Below are 13,498 nucleotides of genomic sequence, written 5' to 3'. Positions count from 1 at the left end.
AATACGGCCATTGCGACGTTGGACCAGGAGAGGGGCGGGTCCATCGGTATCGGGTTCGCCATTCCCGTGGGTGACGCGGTGGATGCGGCGCGGACGATCATCGACGGCGGGTGAGCGGGGGCGTTGCAGGTCAGGAGGTTGTGATGAGGCTGCTCGTTGTCGAGGACGAGGAAGACCTGGTCGTTGCGCTCAAGGTCGGGCTCGTGCGGGCCGGCTATGCCGTCGACGTCGCCCCGGACGTGGACACGGCCACCGAGAAGCTCGCCGTCAACGACTACGACCTGGTCCTGCTGGATCTGAACCTCCCCGACGGCGACGGCTTCTCCGTCTGCCGGGCCATCCGTGCCGCCCCCGGAGGGCCCCGCATCCTGATGCTGACCGCCCGCGACCGGCTCGCCGACCGGGTGCGCGGCCTCGACGAGGGTGCCGACGACTACCTGGTGAAGCCCTTCGCCCTGCCCGAACTCCTCGCCCGCATACGCGCCCTGCTGCGCCGCGAGGACGGCGGCACCGCGGTCGTCGAGGTGGGCGAACTACGGCTGGACACCGCCCGCTTCGAGGCGTTCCGCGGCGACCGGCCGCTCCGGCTCACCCCCAAGGAGTTCGGCGTCCTGCACTATCTGATGACCCGCCCCGGCCGGGTCGTGCCCGCGGAGGAACTGCTGGAGCACGTCTGGGACGAGCACGCCGACCCGTTCACCAACACCGTCCGCGTCACGGTCGGCTCCCTGCGCCGCAAGGTCACCGGCGAGGACGAGCCGCTCATCGAGACGGTGATACGGCAGGGCTACCGCCTCAAGGAGACGCCATGAAGCGCCCCCGCCGCCCGCGTCTGCCTGCCTTCACCCACACCATCCGCTTCCGCCTCACCGTCCTCTACTCCGGCCTCCTCTTCGTCCTCACGGCCCTCGTCCTCGGCGCCACCTACCTCGCGGTCGAACGCAGCGGCGAGGCCCACCCGGTCAGCAACCAGTTCTCGGCGAAGAAGTACGTGAACGACGTCTACATCGGTGAGATCGACGTCGTGAAGCTCCAGGAGGTCGAGGCGGCCGTCAACTACGAGACCCTCGGCAACCTGCGCAACTTCTCCTTCGCCGTGCTCGGCGTCCTCGCCGTCGCCAGCCCGGTCATCGGCTGGATCCTCTCCGGCCGCGCCCTGCGCCCCGTCCGCGCCATCTCCCGCACCGCCGCCGAGATCCAGGCCACCGACCTCTCCCAGCGCATCCGCCTCACCGGCCCGAAGGACGAGCTGCGCGAACTCGCCGACACCGTCGACTCCATGCTCGACCGGCTCGACGAGGCCTTCCGCGCCCAGCGCCAGCTCATCGACGACGCCTCGCACGAGCTGCGCAGCCCGCTCGCCATCATCCGCGCCAACCTGGACGCCGTCCTCACGGCCGAGGAGTCCGACGAGGAGGACCGGCGCGCCGCCGCCCGCAGCGTGGACCGGGCCACCACCCGGATGACCCGGCTCGTCGAGGACCTGCTCGCCACCGCCCGCCGCAGCGCGCCCGCCCTCGCCGACGCCGACGTCGACCTGGCGGCCACGGCAGGCGAGGCCTGCGAGGAGTTCGCGCCGCTCGCCGCGGAGCGCGGACTCGTCCTGCACCGCCGGCTGGCGCCCGGTCTGACGGTCATCGGCGACCACGACGCCCTGCGCCGAGCCGTCGGCAACCTGCTCTCCAACGCGGTCCGCCTGGCCCCGCCCGGCACCCGCATCACGGTCGCGGCCGGCAGCTCCGACGGCTGGCGGTGGACGGCCGTACAGGACCAGGGCCCCGGCATCCTCGACGACGACCAGGCCCGCGTCTTCGACCGCTTCTGGCGCGCAAAGGCCAACGGCAACGGCCGCGACCGCCACGCGGGCCTCGGCCTGGCGATCGTCCGACAGATCGTGGAGTCCCACGGCGGCCAGGTACGACTCTTCTCCCGCGTAGGCAAGGGCTCGACATTCGTCCTGTGGTTCCCGGCCTCAGGCGAGCCCCACACAAACGGCGGCCCCCCGGAGCACGCGCCGATCTAGTGCCGCCGGGTGGCGGGGAACTACGTGACGTCTCAGGGGCGCGAGGAACTGCGCGAAGTTCTCAGGGGGCGCGGGGAACTGCGCGACCAGCCACAACGAACCCGCAGCCCCCCGACCCACCCGGCGAACCCAGCGGAGCTACGCCGCTTCCTTGGCCTTCGTGGCGTACATGTCCACATACTCCTGCCCGGACAGCCGCATCACCTCGGCCATCACCGAGTCGGTGACGGCCCGCAGGACATACCGGTCCCGGTCCATCCCCTCGTACCGCGAGAACTCCATCGCCTCACCGAACCGCACCGTCACCCGGCTCGGCCGGGGCATGCCCGCGCCCCCCGGCTGGATCTTGTCGGTGCCGATCATGGCGAACGGGACGACCGGCGCCCCGGTCATCAGGGTGAGCCGCGCGATGCCGGTGCGCCCTCGGTACAGCCGCCCGTCGGGAGACCTCGTGCCCTCCGGGTAGATGCCGAAGACTTTGCCCTCCTCCAGCACCCGGCGGCCGGTCATCAGCGCCGCGACACCACCCTTGCCGCCGTCCCGGTCGACCGGGATCATGCCGACGCCGGTGAAGAACCACGCCATCAGCCGGCCCTTGAAGCCCTTGCCGGTGACGTACTCGTCCTTGCCGATGAAGAACACCTGACGGTCGCAGACCAGCGGCAGGATCATCGAGTCGATGAACGTGAGGTGGTTGCCGGCCAGGATCACCGGACCGTCGCCAGGAATGTGCTCCACACCCTCCACCCGGGGGCGGAACATCAGGCGCATGATCGGACCGAGCACTGCCTTGATGAGCGCGAAGCGGGACAACGGACCCTCCGGTGTCAAGGGGATGTCAAGGGATTCGGTCTATGTCTGTGCAGGTGAGGACGATACTCGCGGCGGCACGGGTCGCGCACATCGGGGACATCGGGTTCACCGAGGCCTTACGCACTGTTGACGTACGTTTACCTGCGGTGGCGTGTCGTGGACGGCGCGTAACCCGTACGCGACGATGTGACGGACATCGCGCGGGAGGCCTAACGCCCGGCTGCCCCGGAGGTCGAGGCCGACGCCGACGGGCCGTCATAGGGTGGCTGGAATACGCACCCCATACGACATCCAGCGTCATCCACGTGTTCGAACCGAGGCCTCCCGACGGACACGTCCATCCCCCTACGATCGGCGCGCACCGACGAGTCGACGGCAGGGAGGCCGCTGATGGGACCGCAGGAGTCGAACGAGCAGGCGCAGGAGAACGCCCCCAGCACCGGACGGCGGGCGCTCCTCGGCGCGGCCGTGCTCGGCGCGAGCGGAGCCGTCCTCGGCCTGTCCGGCACGGCGAGAGCCGATGCGCGACATGGAGGCCGCGGAATGAAGTCCCTGCCCGTGCCGACGATCGTCGCCCACCGCGGCGCCAGCGGCTACCGCCCCGAGCACACCCTCGGCTCGTACCAGCTGGCCCTCGACATGGGCGCCGACATCGTCGAGGCCGGCGACCTGGTGCCCACCAAGGACGGTCACCTCGTCTGCCGGCACGAGCCGGAGATCGGCGGCACCACGGACGTCGCCGACCACCCCGAGTTCGCCGACCGCAAAACCACCAAGGTGCTGGACGGCGTCTCCACCACCGGCTGGTTCGCCGAGGACTTCACGCTCGCCGAGCTGAAGACGCTGCGCGCGACCGAGCGCATCCCGGCCAACCGGCCGCACAACACCCTGTACAACGGCCGCTGGGAGATCCCCACCTTCGAGGAGGTGCTCCAGTGGCAGGAGGAGCAGACCCGCCGGCGCGGCAGGCAGGTCTGGATCTACCCCGAGCTCAAGCACCCCACGTACTTCCGCAAGCTGGGCCTCGGCCTGTAGGAGCGGGTCGCCAAGGTGCTGCGCAAGTACGGGCGCAACAAGTGGAACTCGCCGGTCATCCTCCAGTCCTTCGAGCCCACGAGCATCCAGCGCCTCAACAAGCTGGTCGACAACCCGCTCGTCGTCCTGCTGTCCGGCGCGAGCACCCGCCCCTGGGACTTCGTCGAGACCGGTGACCCCCGCACGGTCGCCGACCTGATCAAGCCGGCCGGCCTCAGGGAGATCGCCTCCTACGCGCAGGGCATCGGCCCCACCCTCGACCTCATCATCCCGAAGGACGCCGCCGGCAAGCTCACCGAGCCGACCACCCTCGTCACCGACGCGCACAAGGTCGGCCTGGTCCTGCACCCCTGGACCCTGCGCAACGAGAACCCCTTCCTGCCGGCCGACTTCCGCAAGGGCACCGACGCGGACGCCTACGGCGATGTCTTCGGCGCCTACCGGGCGTACTTCGCGACCGGCATCGACGGCATCCTCACCGACCACCCCGACACCGGCCTGCTGGCCCGTGAGGACTTCGTCAACGGCTGAGCCCCCGGCCACCGTTCGGAGTGACAGTCGGCCGCCCGGGGCAACCCGCCGCCGGGCGGCCGCGTCGTGCCGCATATGACGCACGACCTGCTCACCACACTGCGCCCGCTGCTCGCCGCGGAAGCCTCCGCCGAGGCGCCCGCCGCCGGCACCGAACCCGGCGACCTGGAACAGGCGGTCTGGCTGCGCCTGCTGGAGCGCCTCGACGCCGACGGTCCGCCCCACGACCCCGAGCGCTGGCTGCGCAGGGCCGTCCGCTCGGAGGCCCGCCGCACCCGCCGTACCACCAGACTCGAGCGACCGTACGACAGCGAACCCGCCGACGACGGCGACCGCGGCCCCGAACAGCTCGTCCTCGCCGCCGCCCGCCGCCGCGCCCTGCGCGACGCGGTGCGCCGGCTGCCGGGCCGCTGCCCCACGCTCCTCGAAGCCCTTCTGTCGCCGAAGGACCTCACATACCGGGAAATCGCGGGGGAGTTGGGTATCTCACAGGGCAGTCTGGGGCCGGAACGTTCCAGATGTCTGGGATGTCTACGGCGATTGCTTGCAGCGGAGGTTGCGGCTCGCGAAGCGCGGGGATAGGAGTGAGGGACGACAGGCAACAGGTGAGCGGGAGGCGTGCACACATGGGCATGAGCGTGATCATCTCCGAGGCGACCGACCAGGACGCCGAGCAGATCTTCAAGCTGCAGTACCTGTGCTTCCAGAGCGAGGCCGCGCTGTACGGCAACTACCGCATCGACCCGCTCGTCCAGACCCTCGACTCCGTCCGCCAGGAGGTCGCCACCGACTGCGTGTTCGTGGCCCGCCTCGGCGACGAGGTGATCGGCTCCGTACGCGGCGCGGTGACCGAGGACGGCGCCGCCTCCATCAGCCGCCTGTGCGTCCACCCCCGCATGCAGGGCCACGGCATCGGCGCGAGGCTGCTGCGCGCGGCCGAGGCGGCACTCGCGGAGGAACGCGGCGCCAAGAAGTTCCGCCTCCACACCGGCCACCGCAGCGAGAGCAACCTGCGCCTGTACCGCCGGGTCGGCTACGAGACGGTGGGCACGTCGGAGGGCACGGACGGCGTCCCCATGATTGTCCTGGAGAAGAAGGCGGGCTCGTACGCCACAACGGCCTGAGCGGCAACGCCGGTCATAGGGGCGCGGGGCTGTGTCAATATGCGGCTCCTCCTCCACTCTCGGCTTCGCTCGAGCGGGGGGACCCCCACCGTGGGCGCGACCAACCACAGCCAACCCGCACCCGCCGCCGACGATCAACCCGGCTGCTCGGTCCGCGACTTCCGCAACCAGTACAGAGCTGAAACCGGCAACAAAACCGGAATGAACAGATACCCCATGCCGAAGTCGGACCACACGGTCGCATCAGGGAAGGCAGACGGCTCGACCAGCGTCCACGTCCCCACCACCAGGACGCCCACCAACTCCGCGGCACAACACACCACCGCCGCCCTACGAGCCGTCTCCCCACCCCGCACCAGCGAGTACGTGATGAACCCGTACACGACTCCCGCAACCGCCGACAGCGAATAGGCCAGCGGTGCCCGGTCGAACTCCGTCGCGATCTGGTACCCGGATCGAGACACCGCCCCCACGACCATCACGCCGTACAACCACACGAGCAGCACGCCGGGCCCACTGATCAGCCGTGTCCTGGTCGTCGTGGCCACCTCAGCCTCCCCAGATGTCATAGAGCCGCACCTCCAGGACGGCCAGCACCACACCGCCGGCGGCCACCGTCACCGACCCCCACCGCGTCCGCTCCGCCAGCGACATGAACCCCGCGGCCGGGATGCACGCGAACGCTCCCAGCAGGTACGCCACGAAGATCGTCGTCCCCTGCTCCGGCTTCTCGCCCCGCGCCAACTGCACGACCCCGACGATCAGCTGGACCAACGCCAGCACCGACACCACGGCCATCCCGATGAAGTGCCAGTCCTTCGTCGGCTGATCACGGTATGCGGCCCAACCGCACCACGCGGCGAGCAGCAGCGCGGCGACACCGGTCGCCAGCGTCAGGGCATCAAGCATGCAGCGACCCTATTACGGGCCAAAAGGCCTGATGCCGCCGCCCCCGCGGTGCCCCGTAGGGTCGGGGACATGAAGATCCGCGCTGAAGCACTCCTGTTCGACAATGACGGCACCCTCGTCTCCTCCCTCGACTCCGTGAACCGCTGCTGGACCCGGTGGGCCGGGGAGTACGGCATCACGGCCGAGCACTTCGCGCAGATCGAACTGCACGGGCGTACCGCCGCCGAGATAGCCGCCGACCTGCTGCCCGCCGCCGTCGTGCCGGAGGCCGTCGCGCGGATCGAGAAGCTGGAGGTGGAGGACGTACCCAACGGAGGCGTGCGCCTGCTGCCGGGTACCAAGGCCTTCCTCGACTCCCTCCCCGCCGACCGCTGGGCCGTCGTCACTTCTGCCACCCGCCGGCTGGCCGAGGCCCGTCTCGACGCCGTCGGCATCCTCCCCAAGACCCTGATCGCCGCCGACGACGTCACCCGCGGCAAGCCCGACCCCGAGCCCTACCTGCTCGCCGCCCGCGAACTCGGCGTCGACCCGGCCCGCTGCGTCGTCTTCGAGGACGCCCCCGCCGGACTCCAGGCCGGCCGCGCCGCCGGGATGACCACCGTGGCCTTGGCCACAACCCACCAGGCCCACGAACTGACCGCCGACCTGGTGGTGAAGGACCTGTCGGCCCTGTCCGCGCTGGTCACCGCCGAGGGCGTGGAGATCTCCGTCCGGGACTGACGACTGTCCACCGCTGTCCGGCATGCGGACAGCGGTTCTCGGAAGCGTTCATGCGTCTGCTTTACTGATCGCATGACCACGACGAGCAGCCGCATCCCTGCGACCGAGGCGACCATGACGCCCGGTGCTCGCTGTATGTGTCGAATGTGCGCCTTCTAGAGGGCCCCTGCACCCCCTGAGCCTCGCGCCCCGAAGCGAGCCGCCGTGGCATGTCCGTACGCCCTCTGCCCGTACGTGACCCAGCTTCCCCCACTGCCTGAACGGCGTGGGGGGACCCCCATCGCGCACCTCTTACCTCCGTACCAGGGCACACCCACGCCCGCGTACTCGACAGTGACGGAAACCACGTGATCACCACCTCGGGCCTGACCAAGGTCTACCGCTCACGCGGCCGCGAGGTCACCGCCCTCGACGGCGTCGACCTGCACGTCCGCGAAGGCGAGGTGTACGGCGTCATCGGCCAGTCCGGCGCCGGCAAGTCCTCGCTCATCCGCTGCATCAACCTCCTGGAGCGCCCCACATCCGGCACGGTCACCGTCGCCGGCCAGGACCTCACCGCGCTCGCCGGCCGCGGACCCCGCGCCGGCAAGGAGCTCCGGCGGGCGCGCAGCCGGATCGGCATGGTCTTCCAGCACTTCAACCTGCTGTCCACCCGGACCGTGCAGGACAACGTCGAGCTGCCGCTCGAAATCCTCGGCACGTCGGGCAAGGAGCGCTCCCGCAAGGCACTTGAGCTGCTCGACCTGGTGGGCCTGGCGGACAAGGCCAAGGCCTACCCGGCCCAGCTCTCCGGCGGCCAGAAGCAGCGTGTCGGCATCGCCCGCGCCCTGGCCGGCGACCCCAAGGTGCTGCTGTCCGACGAGGCCACCAGCGCCCTCGACCCGGAGACGACCCGCTCGATCCTCCAGCTGCTGCGCGACCTCAACGAGCAGCTCGGCCTGACCGTCCTGCTCATCACGCACGAGATGGACGTCGTCAAGAGCATCTGCGACTCGGCCGCCCTGATGGACAAGGGCCGCATCGTCGAGTCCGGCACCGTCAGCGAGCTGCTCGTCACCCCCGGTTCGGAGCTGGCCGCGGCCCTCTTCCCGGTGGGCGGCGAGGCCTCCGCCGACGACCGCACCGTCCTCGACGTCACCTTCCACGGCGAGGCCGCCACCCAGCCCGTCATCTCCCAGCTGTCGCGCACCTACAACATCGACATATCGATCCTCGGCGCCGCCATCGACACCGTCGGCGGCCTCCAGGTCGGCCGGATGCGCATCGAACTGCCCGGCCGCTACGAGGACAACGTCGTCCCGATCGGCTTCCTTCGCGAACAGGGCCTGCAGATCGACGTCCTGGGCGACGAGCCCGTGCTGGTGAAGGAAGGTGCCAAGTGACCTGGTCCGAGATGCAGCCCCTGCTGGAGCAGGCGTGTACCGAGACCCTGGTCATGGTCGGCTGGTCCACCCTGATCGCGGTCGTCCTCGGACTGCCCATCGGCGTCCTGCTCGTCCTCACCGACAAGGGCGGCCTGCTGCAGAACACCGTGGCGAACAAGGTCATCGGGCAGATCGTGAACATCGGCCGCTCGTTGCCGTTCATCATCCTCATGGTCGCGCTGATGAACTTCACCCGCTGGGTCACCGGCACCACCATCGGCAGCGAGGCCGCCATCGTGCCGCTCGCCATCGGCGGCATCCCGTTCTTCGCCCGCCTGGTCGAGACGGCCGTCCGCGAGGTGGACCACGGGCTCGTCGAGGCCGTCCAGTCGATGGGCGGCAACACCTGGACGATCGTCCGCAAGGTCCTGGTCCCGGAGGCGCTGCCCTCGCTGATCGCCAGCACGACGACCACGGTCATCGCCCTCATCGGCTACTCGGCCATGGCCGGCACCGTCGGTGGCGGCGGCCTCGGCGACCTCGCCGTCCGCTATGGCTACCAGCGCTTCGAGACCGGGCTGATGTGGATCACCGTGGCGCTCCTCGCCGTCGTGATTGCGCTCATCCAGTTCGCCGGCGACTACGCGGCCCGCTCCCTGCACCGCCGCGGCGCCCGCTCCGGCCCCGGCCCCAAGCTCCGCCTGCTGAAGGCGAAGGAGCCGACCGCGGCCGACGTCAGCAAGGTCGCGTAAACCTCCGAGGCAGCTGCATACCACCTCTCAGACTCCCCGTCACACCCAGGACGGGGTCGCTCCACCCATAAGGAAAGGCACTTTTCGTGCGTAACACCGCCAAGATCACCACCGCCGCCCTCGCCGTCGGAGCCCTCACCTTCGGGCTCACCGCCTGCGGCTCCTCCGACAGCGGCTCCGGCTCCGCCGACGCCGACGGCCCCCTGGTCGTCGCCGCGAGCCCCACCCCGCACGCCGAGATCCTCACCTTCGTCAAGGACAACCTGGCGAAGGACGCGGGCCTCGACCTGGAGGTCAAGGAGTTCACCGACTACGTCACGCCGAACACGGCGACGGAGGACGGCTCGGTCGGCGCCAACTACTTCCAGAACCAGCCGTACCTCGACGACTTCAACAAGAAGAACGGCACCCACATCGTGCCCGTCGTCACGGTCCACCTGGAGCCGCTCGGCCTCTACTCCCACAAGATCAAGAGCGCCGACGACCTGAAGAGCGGTGCCACCATCGCCGTCCCGAACGACACGGTCAACGAGGCGCGGGCGCTGAAGCTGCTCGCCGACAACGGCCTGATCACCCTCAAGGACGGCGTGGGCAACGAAGCGACCCCCGCGGACATCACCAAGAACCCGAAGAACCTCGAGTTCAAGGAGCTGGAGGCGGCCCAGACCCCGCGCTCCCTCGACGACGTGGACGCCGCGGTCGTCAACGGCAACTACGCCATCGAGGCCGACCTCAAGCCCGCCGAGGACGCCCTCGTCCTGGAGTCCGCCGAGGACAACCCCTATGGCAACTTCCTCGCCGTCAAGGAGGGCAACGAGGACGACCCGCGCGTGAAGAAGCTCGCCGAACTCCTCACCTCCGCCGAGGTCAAGAAGTTCATCGAGGACGAGTACGACGGCTCCGTGATCGCCTCCTTCTGACGGTCCCGCGCCGCACGGGGTCCCCTCCCTCACCCGGAGAGGACCCCGTGGTGCGGTTCGGTGCTTTCATGCTGCATGCTGGGCAGTTCAGCAGGCCCTGACGGTTCGAAGGCTACGGAGCGGCGTCATGACGAGCACCTTCCCCAACATCTCCATCAGCACGGAGCGGTTGGTGCTGCGCCCCTTCGACGAGGACGACGTCCCCGCCCTGGCCGAGATGATGAACGACGAGCAGGTCATCGCCTGGACCGACGTGGGCCAGCCCTTCACCGAGGACGACGCACACACCTGGATCACCGCGTACGCCCCCACCGAGCGCAGCACCGGCCGCGGCCTCGCCCTCGCCGTCACCGAGTTCCTCACCCAGCGCCTGGTCGGCGTCATCCGGCTTGCCTGCACCGACTGGCATGTGCGCTCCACCGAGATGTCCTACATCGTCGCCCCCTGGGCGCGCGGCGAGGGCTACGCCTCCGAGGCCGCGCTCGCCACCGCGCAATGGCTCCTCGGCGACCAGAAGTTCGAACGCATCGAACTGCGCACTGCCGCCGACAACACCGCCTCGCAGCAGGTGGCCCAGAAGATCGGCTGCATCAGCGAGGGTGTCCTGCGCGGCGCCTGCATAGCGCGCACCCGCACCGCCGACGACACCTGGACCGAGGTGCGCACCGACTACATCGTGTGGAGCCTGCTGCCCGAGGACCTCGAGGGCGCGGCCGAGCAACTGGCCGACACCGGCGGTTTCACGTCGTACTCGGACTGGAACTGATGTCACGGGCGACCGCGCCCCGGCGCGTCCCGCGACCACCAGGTACTCTCACGGAACCCGCCTGCCCGCGGGCTGCACCCGACGACCTGCGCAAACACCCTGGAGACTGACGACGATGGCCGACCGGGTCACGGTGATCGGCTGGGACGGCTCTCCGCTGACCGCCGCGGCACGCGCCGCCCTGGGCGCCGCCACCCTGGTGGCCGGTGCCGCCCACCACCTCGCGCTCACCGAGGTGCCTCGCACCGCCGAGCGCATCCGCCTCGGCAGCGTCGCCCTCGCCGCCCGCCGTATCGCCGCACACCGCGGCACCGCGGTCGTGCTCGCCGACGGCGACCCCGGCTTCTTCGGTGTCGTACGCACCCTGAGGGCGCCCGAGTTCGGCCTGGAGGTCGAAGTCGTCCCGGCCGTCTCCTCGGTCGCCGCCGCGTTCGCCCGTGCCGGAATGCCCTGGGACGACGCCCAGGTGGTCGTCGCACACCGCCGCACCCTGCGACGTGCGGTGAATGTATGCCGGGCCCACACCAAGGTCGCGGTTCTCACCTCACCCGGCGCGGGCCCCGCCGAACTCGGCCTGCTCCTGGACGGAATCCACCGCACCTTCGTCATCTGCGAGGAACTCGGCACCGGACGCGAGCAGGTCACCGTCGTCACGTCCGACAAGGCCGCCGACCACACCTGGCGCGACCCCAACGTCGTCATCGTCATCGGCGGCCCGGCCGGCCCGGTCGGTGCGGGCGACGGCGGCGGCTGGATCGCCGGCCGCGACCCGGGCGCGGGCCCCCGTGGCTGGACCCTGCCCGCCGAGGCGTACGAGGGACGGCTCGGCGAGGGCGAGACCGAAACGCTGCGCGCGGCCCAACTCGCCCGCCTCGGACCCCGCGTCGGCGACCTCGTCTGGGACATCGGCTGCGGCAGCGGCGCCTTCGCCACCGAGGCCGCCCGGGCCGGCGCCGCCGTCATCGCCGTCGACCGGGACCCCGGCGCCTGCGCCCGCACCGAGGCCGCCGCACGCCGCTTCGGCGTCCAGCTCCAGATCGTCCACGGCACCGCCCCGCACGTCCTGGAGAACCTGCCCGAACCGGACGTCGTCCGGGTCGGCGGCGGGGGAGCGGCCGTGGTCTCCGCGGTCGCCGACCGCCGCCCGCAGCGCATCGTCACCCACGCCGGCACCCGCGACGCGGCCGAACTCGTCGGCCGGGACCTCACCGAACACGGCTACGCAGTCGAGTGCGCCCTCCTGCAGTCCATGGAACTCGACACCCGGGCCTGGACGGAGAAGAAGCGGAGCGTTGCGTTCCTGCTCGCCGGAGATCTGGGGCGGCGGGACGCTCCTCGCTGAGGGGTGGTGGTCGGGCGACGAGTGGGCCTGCCGGACCGCTCCCCGTGATCCGGTTGTCGTACCGCGCGCGGTAGGCTGGCCGATCGTTGTACCGCACTCGGACGCCCGACGCTTCGTCGGTCAATGTCCGGAAAACGCACCCGTTTTGGGTGGGGTGTGGTACGGCAGAACCGGAGGACGCGCAACGTGGCGCAGTCCACAGCGGGCCGTCGCGGATCAGGCTGACGTGGCGGAGGGACGACCGCGACAATGCCACTGAATGGCTTTGTCGCCTTTTCCGGCGGGTCGTTCGTGCCGCTGGGCACGCACGCTCGTTCTTCACTACGGGGCGGTCGGTGCGCCGTTCCGGGTGAGCTGGTCGTAGGAGCATCAACCGATGGGCGAGGGGTACGCATGACTGACACCGGCCAGGTCCCGGGCGAGGGGCTGCCGGAGAACGCAGGCATGGTGGAGCAGCCGGGCGTCCCCGCGCCCGGCGCGTACACCTACCTCTCCGAGACGCCCGCGGAAGACGAAGACCTGCTCCTCCCCGGCGCCCAGGGCGCCTGGGGCAACGAAGTGGCCCCGCCCCCGCCCGAGCCGGTCGTCGAGGCCGTCCACGAACCCGACGCGCACTAGATGTCCGGCCGCGACAGCGGTGCGGTCGACCTCGGCGGGGTCCGGCTGCCCGACCCGACCCCGCCGTCGACCCCGGCCGCGCCGTCGACCCACCGGCGCCCGCTGCACCTCGGCCCGCCGATCCCCGACGCCTCCGCGAGCCCGGTCCGCTCCCTCGCCGACCGCGGCCCCGCGGGCGCGCCGGCGCGCCGGCCGAGCCCGCCGACCTCCGGCCCCGAGTACCTCGACGTCCCTCGCGTGCGCGAGACGTCCCCGCAGGGCGCGGTGCCGTGGGGTGGCCAGGCCCCTGCCCAGACGCCGGTCGGCGCAGAGGCGACGCCTGCGGAAACGGTTGTCCCCACCACACATCACCAGACCGAGCCGGTGGGCGCCGCACAGGCCGCGGTGACCCGACTCGCGACGGAGGCCGTGGGGGCCTCCGGCCACAGCGGGGCGTACGCCGCGCAGACGTGGCCGGCCGCTGAGGGGACGTCGTCCGCGGGCGCGGGGGAGGCGCTGGGCGGCGTGCCGGAGTCGGGGGGCGGAGAGCCTTCCGGGACCGTTTTTGCCGCGGGCTCCGACCAGGCGGCCGTGGCTCAGGC

13 protein-coding genes and 2 pseudogenes are annotated in these 13,498 nt (G+C 70.9%); 12 read left to right on the top strand and 3 right to left on the bottom strand.

Going from position 1 to position 13,498, the window contains the following annotated elements; translation table 11 throughout:
* Positions 1 to 143: 143 nt before the first annotated feature.
* The gene (locus ACTWQJ_RS31310; protein WP_224739980.1) at positions 144 to 812 is read left to right on the top strand and encodes a response regulator transcription factor; all 669 of its coding nucleotides are present in this window, start codon (positions 144 to 146) and stop codon (positions 810 to 812) included.
* The gene (locus ACTWQJ_RS31305; protein WP_443309886.1) at positions 809 to 2,023 is read left to right on the top strand and encodes a sensor histidine kinase; all 1,215 of its coding nucleotides are present in this window, start codon (positions 809 to 811) and stop codon (positions 2,021 to 2,023) included. Before ACTWQJ_RS31310 ends, ACTWQJ_RS31305 begins: the two co-directional genes overlap by 4 nt.
* Before the next feature lie 138 nt (positions 2,024 to 2,161).
* Here the strand turns inward: ACTWQJ_RS31305 and ACTWQJ_RS31300 are convergent, their stop codons facing one another.
* Entirely contained in the window at positions 2,162 to 2,836 is a 675-nt protein-coding gene (locus ACTWQJ_RS31300) for a lysophospholipid acyltransferase family protein (RefSeq protein ID WP_409473178.1), read from the bottom strand.
* 390 nt (positions 2,837 to 3,226) lie between these two features.
* On the opposite strand from ACTWQJ_RS31300, the pseudogene ACTWQJ_RS31295 reads away from it, so the two are divergent.
* The 3 genes and pseudogenes from ACTWQJ_RS31295 to ACTWQJ_RS31285 all read left to right on the top strand — a co-directional run bounded on the left by ACTWQJ_RS31295 (position 3,227) and on the right by ACTWQJ_RS31285 (position 5,526).
* A pseudogene (locus ACTWQJ_RS31295) lies at positions 3,227 to 4,402 on the top strand (glycerophosphodiester phosphodiesterase).
* Between the two features lie 75 nt (positions 4,403 to 4,477).
* On the top strand, positions 4,478 to 4,984 hold the full coding sequence (locus ACTWQJ_RS31290) for an RNA polymerase sigma factor (RefSeq protein WP_443309885.1): 507 nt from the start codon (positions 4,478 to 4,480) through the stop codon (positions 4,982 to 4,984).
* Between the two features lie 44 nt (positions 4,985 to 5,028).
* The gene (locus tag ACTWQJ_RS31285; RefSeq protein ID WP_443309884.1) at positions 5,029 to 5,526 is read left to right on the top strand and encodes a GNAT family N-acetyltransferase; all 498 of its coding nucleotides are present in this window, start codon (positions 5,029 to 5,031) and stop codon (positions 5,524 to 5,526) included.
* Between the two features lie 134 nt (positions 5,527 to 5,660).
* Here the strand turns inward: ACTWQJ_RS31285 and ACTWQJ_RS31280 are convergent, their stop codons facing one another.
* The gene (locus tag ACTWQJ_RS31280) at positions 5,661 to 6,095 is read right to left on the bottom strand and encodes a hypothetical protein (RefSeq protein WP_443309883.1); all 435 of its coding nucleotides are present in this window, start codon (positions 6,093 to 6,095) and stop codon (positions 5,661 to 5,663) included.
* Positions 6,076 to 6,435, bottom strand: coding sequence for a hypothetical protein (locus ACTWQJ_RS31275; protein WP_385511473.1), 360 nt, complete (start codon positions 6,433 to 6,435; stop codon positions 6,076 to 6,078). Before ACTWQJ_RS31275 ends, ACTWQJ_RS31280 begins: the two co-directional genes overlap by 20 nt.
* Positions 6,436 to 6,504: 69 nt before the next feature.
* Between ACTWQJ_RS31275 and ACTWQJ_RS31270 the strand changes: the two genes are divergently transcribed.
* From ACTWQJ_RS31270 to ACTWQJ_RS31240, 7 genes and pseudogenes are all read left to right on the top strand, one after another.
* Positions 6,505 to 7,155, top strand: coding sequence for an HAD family hydrolase (locus ACTWQJ_RS31270; protein ID WP_443309882.1), 651 nt, complete (start codon positions 6,505 to 6,507; stop codon positions 7,153 to 7,155).
* A gap of 347 nt (positions 7,156 to 7,502) precedes the next feature.
* Positions 7,503 to 8,537, top strand: a complete 1,035-nt coding sequence (locus ACTWQJ_RS31265) for a methionine ABC transporter ATP-binding protein (protein ID WP_443309881.1) — start codon at positions 7,503 to 7,505, stop codon at positions 8,535 to 8,537.
* Positions 8,534 to 9,271, top strand: coding sequence for a methionine ABC transporter permease (locus tag ACTWQJ_RS31260; protein WP_443309880.1), 738 nt, complete (start codon positions 8,534 to 8,536; stop codon positions 9,269 to 9,271). The genes ACTWQJ_RS31265 and ACTWQJ_RS31260 overlap by 4 nt, the downstream gene beginning before the upstream one ends.
* 86 nt (positions 9,272 to 9,357) lie before the next feature.
* A complete protein-coding gene (locus ACTWQJ_RS31255; RefSeq protein WP_443309879.1) occupies positions 9,358 to 10,191 on the top strand; it encodes a MetQ/NlpA family ABC transporter substrate-binding protein in 834 nt (277 codons plus the stop codon).
* Between the two features lie 127 nt (positions 10,192 to 10,318).
* Positions 10,319 to 10,957: a GNAT family N-acetyltransferase gene (locus ACTWQJ_RS31250; protein WP_443309878.1), complete on the top strand. Its 639-nt coding sequence runs from the start codon at positions 10,319 to 10,321 to the stop codon at positions 10,955 to 10,957.
* A gap of 115 nt (positions 10,958 to 11,072) precedes the next feature.
* Complete coding sequence (gene cbiE, locus ACTWQJ_RS31245; protein ID WP_443309877.1) at positions 11,073 to 12,299, top strand: precorrin-6y C5,15-methyltransferase (decarboxylating) subunit CbiE; 1,227 nt, start codon at positions 11,073 to 11,075, stop codon at positions 12,297 to 12,299.
* A 393-nt stretch (positions 12,300 to 12,692) separates the two neighbouring features.
* A pseudogene (locus ACTWQJ_RS31240) lies at positions 12,693 to 13,498 on the top strand (nicotinate-nucleotide--dimethylbenzimidazole phosphoribosyltransferase); the annotation flags it as partial.

The organism is Streptomyces sp. KR55, from assembly GCF_052245645.1.
Lineage (GTDB): Bacteria > Actinomycetota > Actinomycetes > Streptomycetales > Streptomycetaceae > Streptomyces > Streptomyces flavusporus.
The sequence above is the reverse complement of the archived record's forward strand: the minus strand, read 5'-3'. Positions and strand labels throughout refer to the sequence as shown.